13 protein-coding genes are annotated in these 15,748 nt (G+C 62.3%); 5 read left to right on the forward strand and 8 right to left on the reverse strand.

Annotated features, from left to right (window positions below; translation table 11 throughout):
• Positions 1–249: 249 nt before the first annotated feature.
• Genes cobG through cobJ form a run of 4 tightly spaced genes read left to right on the forward strand, consistent with a single transcriptional unit; the run spans position 250 to position 4,613 of the window.
• Positions 250–1,569: a precorrin-3B synthase gene (cobG, locus tag J3P97_RS02955; protein ID WP_434673438.1), complete on the forward strand. Its 1,320-nt coding sequence runs from the start codon at positions 250–252 to the stop codon at positions 1,567–1,569.
• The gene (locus J3P97_RS02960; protein WP_434569945.1) at positions 1,562–2,188 is read left to right on the forward strand and encodes a precorrin-8X methylmutase; all 627 of its coding nucleotides are present in this window, start codon (positions 1,562–1,564) and stop codon (positions 2,186–2,188) included. The genes cobG and J3P97_RS02960 overlap by 8 nt, the downstream gene beginning before the upstream one ends.
• Positions 2,188–2,919, forward strand: a complete 732-nt coding sequence (locus J3P97_RS02965) for a precorrin-2 C(20)-methyltransferase (RefSeq protein ID WP_305501368.1) — start codon at positions 2,188–2,190, stop codon at positions 2,917–2,919. Before J3P97_RS02960 ends, J3P97_RS02965 begins: the two co-directional genes overlap by 1 nt.
• A complete protein-coding gene (gene cobJ, locus J3P97_RS02970) occupies positions 2,916–4,613 on the forward strand; it encodes a precorrin-3B C(17)-methyltransferase (protein WP_434673439.1) in 1,698 nt (565 codons plus the stop codon). Before J3P97_RS02965 ends, cobJ begins: the two co-directional genes overlap by 4 nt.
• A 25-nt stretch (positions 4,614–4,638) precedes the next feature.
• On the opposite strand, the gene J3P97_RS02975 is transcribed toward cobJ, so the two are convergent.
• Positions 4,639–5,298 (reverse strand): hypothetical protein, encoded by a 660-nt coding sequence (locus J3P97_RS02975; RefSeq protein WP_434673440.1) that lies wholly within the window; start codon positions 5,296–5,298, stop codon positions 4,639–4,641.
• A 217-nt stretch (positions 5,299–5,515) separates the two neighbouring features.
• Here J3P97_RS02975 and J3P97_RS02980 point away from each other — a divergent pair, with 217 nt between their 5' ends.
• The gene (locus J3P97_RS02980; RefSeq protein ID WP_434673441.1) at positions 5,516–6,337 is read left to right on the forward strand and encodes a hypothetical protein; all 822 of its coding nucleotides are present in this window, start codon (positions 5,516–5,518) and stop codon (positions 6,335–6,337) included.
• A gap of 4 nt (positions 6,338–6,341) precedes the next feature.
• Here J3P97_RS02980 and J3P97_RS02985 read toward each other — a convergent pair whose 3' ends face one another.
• The 7 genes from J3P97_RS02985 to J3P97_RS03015 all read right to left on the reverse strand — a co-directional run bounded on the left by J3P97_RS02985 (position 6,342) and on the right by J3P97_RS03015 (position 15,748).
• Positions 6,342–6,938, reverse strand: a complete 597-nt coding sequence (locus tag J3P97_RS02985) for a MarC family protein (protein ID WP_039593516.1) — start codon at positions 6,936–6,938, stop codon at positions 6,342–6,344.
• 62 nt (positions 6,939–7,000) lie between these two features.
• Positions 7,001–9,775: a response regulator gene (locus J3P97_RS02990; protein ID WP_434569941.1), complete on the reverse strand. Its 2,775-nt coding sequence runs from the start codon at positions 9,773–9,775 to the stop codon at positions 7,001–7,003.
• A 99-nt stretch (positions 9,776–9,874) separates the two neighbouring features.
• Complete coding sequence (gene purD, locus J3P97_RS02995) at positions 9,875–11,170, reverse strand: phosphoribosylamine--glycine ligase (RefSeq protein WP_434602701.1); 1,296 nt, start codon at positions 11,168–11,170, stop codon at positions 9,875–9,877.
• Between the two features lie 148 nt (positions 11,171–11,318).
• Positions 11,319–12,926, reverse strand: coding sequence for a bifunctional phosphoribosylaminoimidazolecarboxamide formyltransferase/IMP cyclohydrolase (gene purH, locus J3P97_RS03000; protein ID WP_434602702.1), 1,608 nt, complete (start codon positions 12,924–12,926; stop codon positions 11,319–11,321).
• 83 nt (positions 12,927–13,009) lie between these two features.
• A complete protein-coding gene (fis, locus tag J3P97_RS03005; RefSeq protein ID WP_025211617.1) occupies positions 13,010–13,330 on the reverse strand; it encodes a DNA-binding transcriptional regulator Fis in 321 nt (106 codons plus the stop codon).
• A complete protein-coding gene (gene dusB, locus J3P97_RS03010; protein ID WP_434673442.1) occupies positions 13,327–14,334 on the reverse strand; it encodes a tRNA dihydrouridine synthase DusB in 1,008 nt (335 codons plus the stop codon). Before dusB ends, fis begins: the two co-directional genes overlap by 4 nt.
• 184 nt (positions 14,335–14,518) lie before the next feature.
• Positions 14,519–15,748 carry a DUF3426 domain-containing protein gene (locus J3P97_RS03015; RefSeq protein ID WP_434602704.1) on the reverse strand — a complete coding sequence of 410 codons (1,230 nt, stop codon included), beginning with the start codon at positions 15,746–15,748 and terminating at the stop codon, positions 14,519–14,521.

The raw sequence follows: 15,748 nt of genomic DNA on the forward strand, positions 1-15,748 counted from the left end.
CAAAAGTTGTGTTCGCCGCCATCCCCTGTGGGAGCGAGCCTGCTCGCGAAGACGTCGGTCCACTCAACATTTTCTGTTCAGGCAGACCGCGTTCGCGAGCAGGCTCGCTCCCACCGTTTTGGATAACAGGCGTGCGGAAGTCGGGGCTCGCTGTCAGCAATCCGACCGGCAAGCTTTTCATGACCATAGGCAAAGCAGGCATAATGGCGGCCCTCGCCGCTGCGGCGTTTTCTATTTACCGGTTCTGCCTTGAACGAACGTCCATCTTCCAACGTCATTCGCCCCTCGGGTTGTCCGGGGTTGCTGCGTGTCGTCCAGGCACTGGACGGAGGAATCTGCCGAATCAAGCTCGATGGCGGCGTCATCCACGCGGATCAGGCCGAAACCGTCGCGTGGGTGGCCGAGCAGTTCGCCGGGGGCGTGATCGAGGCCACCAACCGCGGCAACTTGCAGATCCGCGGTATCGGCCCTGAGCCGGATGCGTTGATCGAGCCGTTGCTGGCCGCCGGGCTTGGCCCGCGCAAGGCGGCCGGCGATGACGTGCGCAACCTGATGCTCAGCCCCTCGGCGGGGCTCGACCGGCAGATGCTGTTCGACACCCGTCCGCTGGCCGCGCAGATCCTCTTCACCCTGCAAACCCATGAACATTTCCACGAGCTCTCGGCCAAGTTCGCCGTGCAGTTGGACGGTGGCGAAGCCTTGGCGATGCTCGAGCATCACCATGACCTGTGGCTATCGGCGCTTGTCCAGCACGGCGAGCCCTGGCTTGCCTTTGGCTTGGCCGGTTCGCCATTGGACACGCCGGCGGGCAAGGTGCCCCTGGCCCAAGGGCATGCCCTGGTGGTAGCGGTGCTGGAGCTGTTTCTCGAACTGGCCCGCCCGGACCAGAACCGCATGCGCCAACTGCTGGCTGAATGTGCCGTGGATGAATTCATGACCCGGTTGGCCGGCCGCGTGCCGCTGCAACCTTGCCTTGACTGGCGGCGGAGTGCGTCGCCCGGCGGCCTGCACATCGGTATTCATTCCCAGCACGACGAACGGGTCTATGTCGGCGCGGCGGCGCCCCTCGGCCGGCTTGATACGGTCATGCTGCGCGGCGCGGCGCAGTTGGCGCGGGAGAAGGGCGACGGCAATCTTCGTTTCACTCCCTGGCAAAGCCTGTTGCTGCCCAACGTGCGCCGCGAAGATGCGGATGCCGTGTTGACCCAGCTCGACGCGCTGGGCCTGTTGTGTTCGCTCGATCACTCCCTGGCGCAACTCATCGCCTGCACCGGCTCCAGTGGCTGTTGCAAAGGCCTGGCCGACACCAAGGGCGATGCCCGCCAGTTGGCGGATCTGCTGCAACGTCGGGGCCAGGCTTTGAACATTCATCTGTCCGGCTGCCAGCGATCGTGCGCGGCGGCCCACATCGCCCCGGCGACGTTGCTGGCGGTCGCCCCCGGTCGTTATGACCTCTATTTTCGTGATGCCGCGTTGCCGGGTTTCGGCGCGCTGCAAGCACACAATCTGACAATCGAAGCGCTCGGCCACTGGCTCGACGCTCATCCCCGGAGCCCCCTTGATGCTTGATTACATCCGCGACGGTCAGGAGATCTATCGCAACTCCTTCGCGATCATCCGCGCCGAGGCCAATCTGGCGCGCATTCCTGCCGATCTGGAAAAACTCGCGGTGCGGGTGATCCACGCCTGCGGCATGGTCGAGGCGGTCGATGGCCTGCAGTTTTCCGCAGGCGCAGGCGCGGCGGGGCGCCAGGCGCTGGCGGCCGGTGCGCCGATCCTGTGTGATGCGCGGATGGTGTCCGAGGGCGTGACCCGGGCGCGCCTGCCGGCCAACAATCCGGTGATCTGCACCTTGCGCGACGACAGCGTGCCAGCGTTGGCCCGCGAGCTGGGCAACACTCGCTCGGCGGCCGCGCTGGAGCTGTGGCGTCCACACCTGGAAGGTAGCGTCGTGGTCATCGGCAACGCACCGACCGCGCTGTTCTATCTGCTGGAAATGCTCGATGCCGGCGCGCCGAAACCGGCCCTGATCCTTGGCTTCCCGGTGGGTTTTGTCGGCGCCGCCGAGTCCAAGGCCGCGCTGGCGGCCGACAGCCGTGGCGTGCCGTTCGTGATCATGCAAGGCCGCCTGGGCGGCAGCGCCATGGCCGCCGCCGCCGTCAACGCCCTCGCCACGGAGGTTGAATGATGCAGCAGCCTGGACGCTTGATCGGCCTCGGCGTAGGGCCGGGTGACCCGGAACTGATCACGGTCAAGGCCCTGCGCCTGCTGCGGGAATCGCCGGTGGTGGCGTACTTCGTCGCCAAGGGCAAGAAAGGCAACGCCTTCGGCATCATCGAGGCCCATCTGCAGGACGCGCAGACCCTGCTGCCACTGGTCTACCCGGTCACTACCGAAGTGCTGCCGGCGCCGTTGTCCTATGAAGAGGTAATCGCCGACTTCTATGACACCGCCGCCGAGCAACTCGCCGTGCACCTGGATGCCGGTCGCGACGTGGCGGTAATCTGCGAGGGCGATCCGTTTTTCTACGGCTCCTATATGTACCTGCACGACCGCCTGGCCGAGCGCTACGAGGCCGAGGTCATTCCCGGCGTGTGTTCGATGCTCGGTGGTGCCTCGGTGCTGGGAGCCCCGCTGGTCTATCGCAACCAGAGCCTGTCGGTGCTCTCCGGCGTCCTGCCCCACGACGATCTCAAGCGTCGGCTGGCCGATGCCGATGCGGCGGTGATCATGAAGCTGGGGCGCAATTTTCCCAAGGTTCGGCAGGTGCTTGAGGAACTGGGCATGGACGGGCGGGCGCTGTACGTCGAGCGCGCGACCATGGCCAACCAGAAAATCGTGCCGCTGGATGAAGTCGAGCCGATGTCTTCGCCGTACTTCTCGCTGATCATCGTCCCGGGCGAGCGGTGGCAGGGATGAGGAAACCGGCGGCAATTGTCATCCTCGGCCCGGGCAGTCTCGCGACGGCCCGACGAATCCAGCAGTGCTATCCCGATGCGCTGATCCATGGCCTCGTCGGGCGGGTCGAGGGCGATCGGCAATATCTTGAGTTCGGCACCACGTTGCGCGAACTCTATCAACAGGACACGCCGATCATTGCGCTGTGCGCGGCGGGCATCGTCATTCGCACCCTCGCGCCGCTGTTGCTGGAAAAAGGCCTCGAGCCGCCGGTGCTGGCAGTGGCCGAGGATGGCAGCGCCGTGGTGCCGCTGCTGGGCGGTCTGGGCGGCGTGAATGTCATGGCCCGGGAAATCGCGACAGCGCTGCAAGTCGCCCCGGCGATCACCACCAGCGGCGAGTTGCGTTTTGGCACCTGCCTGCTCAATCCACCGAGCGGCTACAGCCTGGGCGACCTGGAACAGGGCAAGCGCTTCGTGTCCGACCTGCTGGCCGGCGAGCCGGTGCGGGTCGAAGGCGCGGCGCCGTGGCTGGACCAGGCGCAGTTGCCCCAGGATGCGCAGGCACGGTTGGCGATACGCATCGACAGCGCCGCGGGTGTGCCCGCGCCGGACGAATTGCGGATCTATCCGCGCAACGTGGTGGTCGCGGTGAGTGCCGGCACGCCGGACGTGTCGACTGCGGTCAGCGACGCGCTGCACCGAGCCGGCCTTGCCGTGCAATCGCTGGCGTGCCTGCTGGCGGCGGACAGCGACATGGCCCGCGTCGAGTTGCACCACGCCGCGCTGGCGCTGGGCGTGCCGCTGCGCTTCGCCCAGGCCAGCGATGACAGTGAGCAATGGCTGGATGACGCGTTGGGCCAGCCGGCTTCGTTGCGACGAATGGGCGGTGTGATCATCGCCGTGTCTGAGCGGCCCGTCGACCCGCTGCAGCTTGGCCGTGCGCGCGGACGTCTGGCGGTGATCGGCCTTGGCCCTGGAGCGGCAGAGTTGATGGTCCCGGCCGTGCGTGCCGAACTCGACCGCGCCAACGATGTGCTCGGCTATGAGACTTACGTGCGCATGGCCGGGCCTTTGCGGGCCGACCAGGTGCAGCATTGCACCGACAACCGCGAAGAAATGCAGCGTGCCCGACATGCCTTCGAACTGGCGGCTCAGGGCCGGTCGGTGGTGGTGGTGTCATCCGGTGACCCTGGCGTATTCGCCATGGCTGCCGCTGTACTGGAAGCGCTGCATGAGTCGACTGATGCCGACTGGCATAACGTCGACCTGCAAATCCTGCCAGGCGTCTCGGCCTCCCTGGCCACGGCGGCCCAGGCCGGCGCGCCGCTGGGCCATGATTTCTGCGTGATGTCGTTGTCGGATAATCTCAAGCCGTGGTCGATCATCGAGAAGCGCCTGGACCTGGCGGCCGAGGCGGACCTGGCCCTGGCGTTCTACAACCCGATCTCCCGCTCCCGTCCGTGGCAACTGGGGCGGGCGCTGGAAATCGTCGCGCGACATCGCACGGTGGATACGCCAGTAGTCCTGGGACGTGACATCGGCCGACCGGGCCAGACCCTGCGCGTCACCACGCTAGGGCAACTGGCCCCGGACCAGGTGGACATGCGCACCATGGTGCTGATCGGTTCCTCCACCACCTGCGTATTTCCGCGCGTCGAAGGCGGCGACTGGGTGTATACGCCGCGTTGGTACGGCGATAAGCCAGGGGCATGAGTGAGTGCCATGGTGCCCAAGTGACTCAACCGTTCATGGGGCGGTTCTGGCTGAGGTCGAATCGCTCCATGCGTTTTTTTTCCAATCGCCTGTTTATCAATACTCGCTGCCCGTCGAGTATCGTCTTGTTCAACCTCAGGTAGGCTTTTCGCTGGACTATCCTGGCTGAGTGTTTTTCCCAAGTCCAGAACAGGAAGTTGGTTCTCTTCATGTAGGCGTTCAGCTCAAGTTTGAAGACGGCAATATTGAGAAGGCCTCGCGCGTCGTAGCGGGCCGGAACAACTTGGAAGCTATCCCCTGAAGCGCTCTCCCGGTCAAAAGAGAGGAGCGCCGGCCTGTTGGTTTTCAAACTGTCGAGCGTGTCGATCATGGCATTTCCTTGCCGCGTATCGCTCATCGCGCTTGCGCTCTCGACCAGAAAGTCCGCCACAGAGCCCGTAAGGACATGTTGTGTGCGGGTAAATATTGCGTCCGCATAGATTGACCATCCAATAGCCCTTAACACACCGATGTATCTTTCAAGCCATCGTTCTGTGTCGTAATAACGATTGTACCTTTCGTCGGCAATGAGAATCGCGAAGTTGTCGCAATCTGCAATGTCGTCGTGCTCTGACAGGGGAAGCGTCTCGATGTATGAAAACAGGCTGGGGCCCGTTATCAGTCCGGTAAGTGTTTTGTTAGTCACGTGTTTCATCCGTAAAGTTTAATGGGTTGCTGTATGAATACAGCAACGAACGCGGACTTCAAGTGGGCCGGGTAGTCGTTTGGAGACCAAATGTTTTCAACCCGGTCGGCAAGCACTGAACATGCTGTAATCGTTTGCGGTTTGTTATTGGATTGGAAAGTAACTAGATTGAGAATTGTCCGCAGGAGCGGCCATTAACATACCCAAGGAAGAATGTATGGAACTGTTCGAAAGTAATGTCAGTATCGAAAAAAGTATTGAATCCATTGCTGCGCGTATAGACAGGCGCAAGGCGTCTGTCACAGCCCGGATCCGTGTGCGCAGGTCCGTCGTGCAGTCGCAGGAAAACCCGACCAAGGAACTGGATGCGCTGATGTTGGGCGACGCGCTTTTGGGTTATGGCAATAACATGTCGCTCGATAACATGGCGATCATGGAAAACCTGATGACCATGGCAATCATGGAGGCCAATTACGAGGTTCCCGCCGGCAAGAATTCTCGCGAGTGGTATGAGGCGTTCATCAAATGCCTGGTGGACCTCGGGTGTTTCGTGCCCGACAGCGGCTACACCCGTTACTCCGAGAATTCCGTGCAGGTGGACCTGGATCTGGTGATCAAGGATATCGTCAAAGGGATCATTGATGGCGTGAAGGCCGGTTTCCCGGCAGCGACGGTGCTGGGCTCCGTGGTGACCACCACGATCGATGGCCTGAAGCAGGACGAAAAAACCATCAACCTCTTCCAGAGCCAGGCCAAGACCTTCGATGGCGCGCGCCTCTCCTTTATCCCATGTGAACAACTGGCCAACGGAATCCTGATTGCTTCTGCGGCGTCTATAAAGCAATCCGGCTCTTCAAACAATGGCGGTGTTCTTTTCGTGAACTGGCGGGCCTCGGCGCGGGAATTTTTCCGTGGCAAGTCGTTCGTGACCTTCAACCCGGCCCGCTATGAAGCGTTCAGGGAGCAGATCGAGGAGTACCTGGGTGAGCATCGCAAAGAGGTATTGAGCGCAAGGTTCAGCCGGCGCAAGCGTGGATAAATGGCTATGGGGCCAAATACCCTTTTACGCCAGTAAAAATGATCTGCGCCGCCAGCGCGCAGACAAACAGCCCCATCAGGCGGCTGACGATCTGCAGGCCCTGGTCGCCGAGGATCCGTTCGATGCGGCTGGACAGGTAAAGCACGACGCCAACGGTGAAGCTGGCCAGGGCGATGCTGATGATCGCCATGAGCTTGTCGTCCCAGTGCGGCTGGCTTACGCCCATCACCAGCAGGGCACCGATGGTGCCGGGGCCGACAGTCAACGGAATGGTCAGCGGGACGATGGTCACGTCCTGCTGGACATTGTCGGTCTGTACCGCCGATTTGCCCTGGGCCATGCCCAGCGCCGAAATGAACAGCACGCTGCCGGCGCCGATACGGAATGCATCCACGGTGATGCCGAACACGCTGAAGATGACCCGCCCGAACAGATAGAGCAATACGCTGGATACCAGCGTCGCGGTCGCGACCTTCCAGGCCAGCCGACGTTGCTCCTTGCGCGAATAGCCGCGGGTGAGGCTGATAAAACACGACAGCACGAAGAACGGGCTATAAAGCACCAGCATTTTCAGGTAAACGCTGAACAGCACATGGAGCATGGTAGAGGCTCAAGGCGGAGGAGGACGACGGGAGTCTATCAGGGGTTTTGGTGCCTGTCGGCTCAGGACGTCTGCGCCGTACGGTTCTGTTGGTCACGCTGGGCCACCCAATGCTCGATCAGCTCGCGCAACTGCGACAGCTCCACCGGCTTGGCCATATGTCCGTCCATCCCGGCCTGGCGCGCGCGTTCCTTGTGTTCGGCCAGGATGTGCGCCGTCAGCGCGACCACCGGGGTGCGGGTCCGTTGGTTGCCGACTTCCCAGGCGCGTAACTGCTGGGTGGCAGAGAAACCGTCGAGTATCGGCATCTCGCAATCCATCAGGACCAGGTCGTAGCGCTGCTCCTTCATGGCCTTGAGGGCTTCTTCGCCATTGCTGGCGGTATCGGGTTGCAGGTTGAGCTTGCCAAGCATGCCGCGGATGACTTTGGTGGAGATGCTGTTGTCTTCGGCTACCAGAATACGAAAGTCGCTGGGCACTTTCACCGGCAGGAGAGGGCCGGCATTCACCGGTGCAGTCGGGGCCTGGCCTTTGTTGCGCTGGTTGAGTTCGTCCGCCAGGGTGGTCTTGAGCGTATAACCGGCGACCGGTTTGGCGAGGATGCGCTTGACGCCACTGTTGCGCGCCACGATCTTGCTCGGCGCGTTGCTGATGCCGGTGAGCATGATCAACAGGATGTCGTGGTTCAGGCTCGGGTCTTCCTTGATCTTGGCCGCCAATTGCGTGCCGGTCATGCCGGGCATGTTCTGGTCCAGCAGCACCACGTCGAAATAATCGCGCAGGTGCGCCTTGGTGCGCAGCAGCGCCAGGGCTTCCTTGCCCGATGGCACCGCGCTGACGTTCAGGCCCCAGGCGCTGCATTGTTGCACCAGTACTTTGCGGCAGGTGTCGTTGTCGTCGACGACCAATACCCGCGCCCCTTGCAGCGGGCTGTCGAGATCGGAAGTCGGGTGTTCGAGACGGTCGGGGTCCAGAGGCAAGGTCAGCCACAAGGTGCTGCCCTGGCTGCTTCCACTCTTGATGCCGAACTCGCCATGCATCAGCATGATCAACTGGCGGGCGATGACCAGGCCCAGGTTGCCCCCCAGCCGCGTGGCGGAGAGAAAATTCTTGCTGTGCAGCTCGGCGTGCATCAGCGTGTCGCGCTCCTCGGCGTCCATGGGCGAACCGCTGTCCTGCACCGCGATACGCAGGCGTGGCTGGTTGCTGCGTTCATCAAGGGCGACGACGATCAGCACTTCGCCCTCGTCGGTTTTCTTCAGGGCATTTTCCAGCAGGCTCAGCAGGGCCTGGCGAAGTCGCGTCGGATCACCACTGATGACGCGTGGCACCTGGGGCTGGATAAAACTGATCAGCTCGACATTCTGCTGTTCAGCCTTGGCGCGGAAGATACTCAAGCAGTCCTCGATCAGCGCATTCAGGTCGAATTGCACATCGTCCAGCTCGATCTGGCCCGATTCGAGACGGGATATATCGAGAATTTCGTTGATCAGTGTGAGCAGTTCGTTGCCGGCGCTGTGGATCGTCTGCACGTAGTCACGCTGCTTGACCGACAATGGCGTGCCCAGCAGCAACTCGGTCATGCCCAGCACGCCGTTCATGGGGGTGCGGATCTCATGGCTGATCTTGGCCAGGAACTCGGCCTTGGCGTTGATCTCGGCGTTGCTTGCCGCCAGGTCGCGGCTGATGCTGAAGCGGCTCTCGTTGATCGACCGCTGGCGTTCGCCCAGCGCGACGCTCATCAACAGGCCGCTGATGCAGATGAAGACCAGCAGCGTGACGATCAGGCCTTGCGGTGCGACTTCCGTCAGCCCTTGCAAGGCCGGGAGGATGATCAGCGTGCCGAGGTTGAACACCACCATGGCGGCGACGAACAGGCGTGCCGGGCGGTAGCCTTTCTGCCAGTGCCAGGCGCTGACGAACAACATGCTCAGCCCGGCCAGCGCCACCAGTGCATAGGTGATGATGTTGAGCGGCAGCGTGTTGACGAACAACAGCAGCAGGCTGCATAGCACGATGAAGACAATTTCCCCCACCAGCAGCCGGTTCAGCGGATGCTCGCCCAGCGGCGCGAAGAAACGAAAAGCGAACATCAAGCCGCAGGGCGCGGTCAGCAACAGCGCCAGGTACGCTCCCGGCGTCTGGATCGCCGGCCAGTCAGGCAGCCAGGCCCCGGCCAGGTTCAGCAACAGGATCAGGCTGAGCATCAGCAACCCTTCACAGGCTGCCAGCCAAAGGCAACTGCGCGAGCGGGTATAGGCGTAACGGGTGAGGTTGTGCAGGATCAACATGGCGATGCAGCCGAACAGCAGGCCGTAGATCAGCGTCTGGTTCTGGTTGGCCGCCGCCGTTATGGCTGGTTGCAATGTGACGTAGGGGCGCAGTTCGTACCGTGAGGCCAATCGCAGGTAGACGTCGAGGGGCTTGTCGCTGCGCGGCAGTGCCAGCATGAGATCACTGCTGGGAGCGGACTGTCCGGTATCTGGCGAGGCATTGCCACTGATCTGTTGATCAATCAGCGTATCGCCGTCCAGCACATAAAGATTCAGGCGCGACAGGTCTGGGGCAAAGATGCGCAGAATCTGTTCATGCCTGTCAGGCGCCAGCCGGAAACGCAGCCATAATGCTCCGCCGGGTTCGGCCGCCTTGAGGTGGTCCAGGTCTATCGGGCTGAATTGATTGGTGTAGCGGGCAGAGCGGATGTCGCTGAGCTTCAGGTTACCCTGTTCGTCGAGCAATATCGCCCAACCGCTGCCTGGCGCGGCCTGGGCCGGGTACATGCAGAGCAGCGTCAGCAGGGTAACGGTGAAGCCTATGGCAATCCTGAGCCAGCGCACGGCGAAATCCCTTCATAGGTTGATGCCAGATTATAACTATGCGCGGCGCCCCGGCAGCCAGGCAAGGGCCATGGGCCTCTGCCTGGCTGAACGGCCGGGTTATTCCTGGTTTTCGCCACGCTCACGGGCAATGGCTCGGTAGCCAATGTCGTTGCGGTAGAAGCAACCTTCCCAATCAATCTGCGCGGCAAGCCGGTAGGCCTGCTGCTGGGCCGCATCGACACTGGCGCCCATGGCCGTGGCGCAAAGCACGCGACCACCGGCGGTTACCACCTGTCCATCCTTCAATGCCGTGCCAGCGTGGAACACCTTGCCTTCCAATTGCGCGGCGGCGTCCAGGCCCTTGATGGCGCTGCCCTTGGCATAGTCGCCTGGATATCCACCCGCCGCCAACACTACGCCAACGCTTGGACGCGGATCCCATTGGGCTTCAACCTTGTCCAGCGCCTGGGCCAGGGCCGCTTCGACCAGCAGCACCAGGCTCGATTGCAGGCGCAGCATTACCGGCTGGGTCTCAGGATCGCCGAAACGGCAGTTGAATTCGATGACTTTCGGGTTACCTGCCTTGTCGATCATCAGGCCGGCGTAGAGGAAACCGGTGTAGACGTTGCCTTCCTCGGCCATGCCGCGCACGGTCGGCCAGATCACCTGGTCCATCACGCGCTGGTGTACCTCGGCGGTGACTACCGGAGCGGGGGAGTAGGCGCCCATGCCGCCGGTGTTCGGGCCGCTGTCGCCGTCGCCGACACGTTTGTGGTCCTGGCTGGTGGCCATCGGCAAGACATTCTTGCCGTCGACCATGACGATGAAACTGGCTTCCTCGCCATCGAGGAATTCTTCGATGACAACCCTCGATCCGGCGTCACCAAAGGCGTTGCCGGCGAGCATGTCACGCACGGCATCTTCGGCTTCGGCCAGGGTCATGGCAACGATCACGCCTTTGCCGGCGGCCAGGCCGTCGGCCTTGATCACAATCGGTGCGCCTTTTTCGCGCAGGTAAGCCAGTGCCGGTTCGATTTCGGTGAAGTTCTGGTAGTCGGCGGTCGGGATCTTGTGACGCGCCAGGAAATCCTTGGTAAACGCTTTCGAACCTTCCAGCTGTGCGGCCCCGGCGGTCGGGCCGAAGCAGTCCAGGCCGCGAGAGCGGAACAGGTCGACCACGCCAGCGACCAGCGGCACTTCCGGGCCGACGATAGTCAGCGAGACGTTCTTCTCGGCGAAGTCGGCCAGTTGTTCCAGGGCCAGCACGTCGATGGCAACGTTTTCGCACTTGGCTTCGATGGCAGTGCCGGCATTGCCCGGTGCGACAAAGACCTTCTGCACGCGCGGATCCTGAGCCACTTTCCAGGCCAGGGCGTGCTCACGGCCACCGCTGCCAATGATCAAAACATTCATTTCAAAAACCTCAAATTCTGTAAGGCGCTGCTGGAGCGCTTCATGTGGGAGCGAGCCTGCTCGCGAAAGCGGTGTATCAGGCAACATCAACGTCGCTGGTAGATTGCATTCGCGAGCAGGCTCGCTCCCACATTTCGATCAGGTTGGATCAGTGACGGAAGTGGCGCATTCCGGTAAACACCATCGCGATTCCGGCTTCATCAGCCGCGGCAATCACTTCAGCGTCACGCATCGAACCACCCGGCTGGATCACCGCCGTGATGCCGACCTTGGCTGCGTTGTCGATGCCATCGCGGAACGGGAAGAACGCATCGGAGGCCATGACGGCGCCCTGTACTTGCAAACCGGCGTGCTCAGCCTTGATCGCAGCAATGCGAGCCGAGTTGACGCGGCTCATCTGGCCGGCACCGACACCGATGGTCTGGCGGTTCTTGGCGTAGACGATGGCGTTGGACTTGACGTACTTGGCGACTTTCCAGGCGAAGATCAGATCGTTGATTTCCTGCTCGCTCGGCGCGCGCTGGGTCACGACCTTGAGGTCCTCGCTGCCGATCATGCCGATATCGCGGCTCTGGACCAGCAGGCCGCCATTGACGCGCTTGTAGTCCCAGGCCGGCGCGCGGTCGGCCGACCACTGACCACAGGCCAGCAGGCGAACGTTGGCCTTGGCGGCAACAATGGCGCGGGCTTCTTCGCTGACGGAAGGGGCAATGATCACTTCGACGAACTGGCGCTCGACGATGGCCTTGGCGGTCTCGGCGTCCAGCTCGCGGTTAAAGGCGATGATGCCGCCGAAGGCCGACTCGGTATCGGTGGCGTAGGCCAGTTCGTAGGCCTGGCGGATGCCGCCCTCGGCGTCCGGGCTTACCGCGACGCCGCATGGGTTGGCGTGCTTGACGATCACGCAGGCTGGCTTGACGAAGCTTTTCACACATTCCAGCGCGGCGTCGGTGTCGGCCACGTTGTTGAACGACAGTTCCTTGCCCTGCAATTGGGTCGCGGTGGCAATGCCGACTTCGGCTGGCTTGGCTTCCACGTAGAACGCCGCGCTCTGGTGCGGGTTCTCGCCGTAGCGCATTTCCTGGGCCTTGACGAACTGGGTGTTGAAGGTGCGCGGGAATTCGCTGCGGCCTTCGGTGCTCAGGGTCTCGGCCGCCTGGTTCACGGTGCCCATGTAGTTGGCGATCATGCCGTCGTAGGCGGCGGTGTGTTCGAAGGCCTTGAGCATCAGATCGAAGCGCTGGGCGTACGTCAGGCCACCGGCCTTGAGGTTTTCCAGGACGCCGGCGTAGTCGCTGGCATTGACGACAATGGCCACGTCCTTATGGTTCTTGGCCGCCGAGCGGACCATGGTCGGGCCACCGATGTCGATGTTCTCGATGGCGGTCGGCAGGTCGCAGCCGGGCTTGTTGATGGTTGCTTCGAACGGGTAGAGGTTGACCGCCACCAGATCAATCGGATTGATGCCGTGTTCGTTCATGATGGCGTCATCAATGCCGCGACGACCGAGGATCCCGCCGTGGATCTTCGGGTGCAGGGTCTTGACCCGACCGTCCATCATTTCCGCGAAGCCGGTGTAGTCCGCAACTTCCACTGCGGCGACGCCGTTGTCCTGCAGCAACTTGAAAGTCCCGCCGGTCGAGAGGATCTCGACGCCCAGCTGTTGCAGCTCGCGGGCGAATTCAAGGATCCCGGTCTTGTCGGAGACGCTGATCAAGGCGCGGCGGATCGGCAGGCGGGTGGTCTGGTCGGTCATTTCAATTTCCATCAAAAGCAAGGGAAGTCAGCAAAAAAGGCGACCGTTTTTTACGCGGGCGCCTTTCTGGTTTGATTGAATGCTTACAGCAGATCGTACTGCTTGAGTTTCTTGCGCAGGGTGCCGCGGTTCAGGCCCAGCAGCTCACTGGCCTTGGTCTGGTTGCCCTTGACGTAGTTCATCACGCTCTCGAGCAGCGGCGCCTCGACTTCGGAAAGCACCAGGTTGTACACATCCGTGACGGCAGCGCCCTCAAGGTGGGCGAAATAATTGTGCAGCGCCTTCTCGACGCTCCCGCGAAGGGTCTGGCCTTCTTCGCTGGGCGTGTTGAGGTGCTGTTTCAAATTCACGTTGTCGCTCACGGGTGTTATTCCACTCACTAAAGTCTCGGTCATCATCGTCATGCGGCCACCCCTTCGTCCCCTGTCAGGCTCTTGTAACGTTCGGCGAAAAACGCCTGAACGTCGGCGCATTGTGCTTGCGTACCATCCAAACGATTGAAACGGGCGCGAAACTCCCTGGCGCCCGGCAGGGTTGCGAGATACCAGCCCACATGCTTGCGAGCGATGCGTACGCCCATGACTTCGCCATAGAAGGCGTGCAGCGCGGCCAGATGCTCTAGCAGAATACGTTCCACCTCGGACAATTGCGGCGCAGCGAGCTTTTCACCGGTGCGCAGGAAATGTTCGATCTCACGAAAAATCCATGGCCGCCCCTGGGCGGCCCGGCCGATCAACAGGCCGTCGGCACCGGTCGCGTCCAGCACGTACCGGGCCTTTTCGGGCGAATCGACATCGCCGTTGGCAAACACCGGGATGGACACCGCCTGCTTGATCGCGGCAATGGTGTCGTACTCGGCTTCGCCGGTGTACAGGTCGGCACGGGTGCGGCCATGCACCGCCAGCGCCGTGATACCTGCCTGTTCGGCGATCTTTGCCACCGTCAGGCCGTTCTTGTTGTCCCGGTCCCAGCCGGTGCGGATCTTCAGGGTCACCGGCACATCAACTGCGGCGACAACCGCCTGCAGGATCTCGGTGACCAGGGCTTCATCCTTCAACAGCGCCGAGCCTGCGGCCTTGTTACAGACCTTCTTCGCCGGGCAGCCCATGTTGATGTCAATGATCTGCGCCCCCAGCTCGACGTTTGCCCGGGCCGCCTCCGCCAGCATCTGTGCGTCACCACCGGCGATCTGTACCGAGCGGGGCTCGGGATCGCCTTCGTGAATCATGCGCAGACGCGATTTGCGGGTGTTCCACAGACTCATGTCGCAGGTGACCATTTCCGAGACCACGAGACCGGCGCCCAATCGTTTGCACAACTGACGAAAGGGCTGATCGGTAACGCCCGCCATCGGGGCGAGGACCAGACCGCTCTGCAATGTATATGGGCCGATGCGTACCGCCGACATAGGACTTCCCTGAAGTGGGGCCGGATCATGAGACTTCGAAAAAGGGTTGGCATGATACCCGCTCTCGATGACTGGATAAAGGTCGAATTGGATAAAATCTGAACAGCTATTCTGTTATCGCCAGCGGTTTGGTCTGGGTGGGTCGAGTCAGAAAGCTGCCGTCAATCAATCGGCCCTGGCGGCTTCATTCAGGTGAATGAAAGCTCAGGCTGTAGTTCACCGCTTTCGGCCCCGGATCGAGGATATCCAGGGCGATATGGATCGGCGTCTGCGGCGGCATTTCCCCCCGGCCTTCGAGATCGCCGCCCAGGTACTCGCCTGGCTTGAAGCGACGGCTGGCGATCAGGTGACCGTTGAGGTCGGCAAAACGCAACTCCAGCAGCGGGAACGGCTGGGAGAAGGGCGCGCGATTGTAGATGATCGCATCCACCACCAGGGCGCCGCTGAATTCCGGATGGCTGCGCACCACCAGGTTGCTGCTCTTGATCTTGGCGATATCGACCTTGGACGGGACATCGCAGCCGATGACCGGGCAGATTTGCAGGAACCACGGACGGTACTGGTCCTGGCGGGCCAGTTCTTCGAAATGGTAGGCGATGTACTGGCCGGCCAGCGCTGCCGCGCCGAGCAATATCAACAGGCTCCAGAGCAGGCGACGGCCCCAGGGCGAGCGGCGTTTGCGCCAGTCCAGTTGCAATGGATCATCGTCCAGGTCCTGCAGGGCTTCGGCGCGTATCCCCGGCTCATGGCGCTCGCGCTTCTTGCGCGGCGTTGCCGCAGGCTCCGGTTCGTCATCCAGGTCATCGGTAGCGGACAGGCGCTCAAGGTGTTCGTGCGGCTCGTCGTCCGGCGTGAGGCTGAGCGGGGCGACAGGTTCGTCGTCCGGCTCCAGGGGCTCAAGGGCCAGGGACAAGGAGGGTTCGGTCCGTGGCGGCCGGGCGGGCTCATGAGGCTCGAACGGCTCGACCGGCATTTGCAGAGCGCCTTCGGCGCGCTCGTCGGGGGCTTCGCTATAGAGGCTGTCGGACCAGGTTTCCTGTTCCTGCGGAAGCTGCTCGCGCTGGGCGCTCAGGTTGTCTTCGCGACGCCGGCCAAAGCTGTCCGGGGCGCGCTTTTCGAGGCGCTCCAGACGCGCCAGCTCCTTGTCCAGGTCATCGAGGTCGAGCTCGGCGGCACTCCATTGTTTCTGGCTGATGGCGCGGGGCGGCGGTGTATCGACGGCTGGCGCGGCGAGCGGCGCGAGTGGGGGCGCAACGGTCTTGGCCGTGCGCTGCTCGAGCAATTGTCGCGCGGCGTTGAACACCTGCAGGCACGAGCCGCAGCGAACCACCCCGCGTGCCACGCTCAATTGAGCATGGCTGACACGAAAACTGGTGTGGCAATGCGGGCACTGGGTGACGAAGCTGTCGGTCAT

It is taken from the genome of Pseudomonas sp. R1-15 (genome assembly GCF_051132085.1).
Taxonomy (GTDB): domain Bacteria; phylum Pseudomonadota; class Gammaproteobacteria; order Pseudomonadales; family Pseudomonadaceae; genus Aquipseudomonas.

Coding starts and splice junctions, on each gene's coding strand:
- J3P97_RS02960 (WP_434569945.1), top strand. CDS start 1,562: ATGCTTGATTACATCCGCGACGGTCAGGAGATCTATCGCAACTCCTTC.
- J3P97_RS02965 (WP_305501368.1), top strand. CDS start 2,188: ATGCAGCAGCCTGGACGCTTGATCGGCCTCGGCGTAGGGCCGGGTGAC.
- cobJ (WP_434673439.1), top strand. CDS start 2,916: ATGAGGAAACCGGCGGCAATTGTCATCCTCGGCCCGGGCAGTCTCGCG.
- J3P97_RS02980 (WP_434673441.1), top strand. CDS start 5,516: ATGGAACTGTTCGAAAGTAATGTCAGTATCGAAAAAAGTATTGAATCC.
- J3P97_RS02985 (WP_039593516.1), bottom strand. CDS start 6,938: ATGCTCCATGTGCTGTTCAGCGTTTACCTGAAAATGCTGGTGCTTTAT.
- purD (WP_434602701.1), bottom strand. CDS start 11,170: ATGAATGTTTTGATCATTGGCAGCGGTGGCCGTGAGCACGCCCTGGCC.
- purH (WP_434602702.1), bottom strand. CDS start 12,926: ATGACCGACCAGACCACCCGCCTGCCGATCCGCCGCGCCTTGATCAGC.
- fis (WP_025211617.1), bottom strand. CDS start 13,330: ATGACGATGATGACCGAGACTTTAGTGAGTGGAATAACACCCGTGAGC.
- dusB (WP_434673442.1), bottom strand. CDS start 14,334: ATGTCGGCGGTACGCATCGGCCCATATACATTGCAGAGCGGTCTGGTC.
- J3P97_RS03015 (WP_434602704.1), bottom strand. CDS start 15,748: ATGACCGACAGCTTCGTCACCCAGTGCCCGCATTGCCACACCAGTTTT.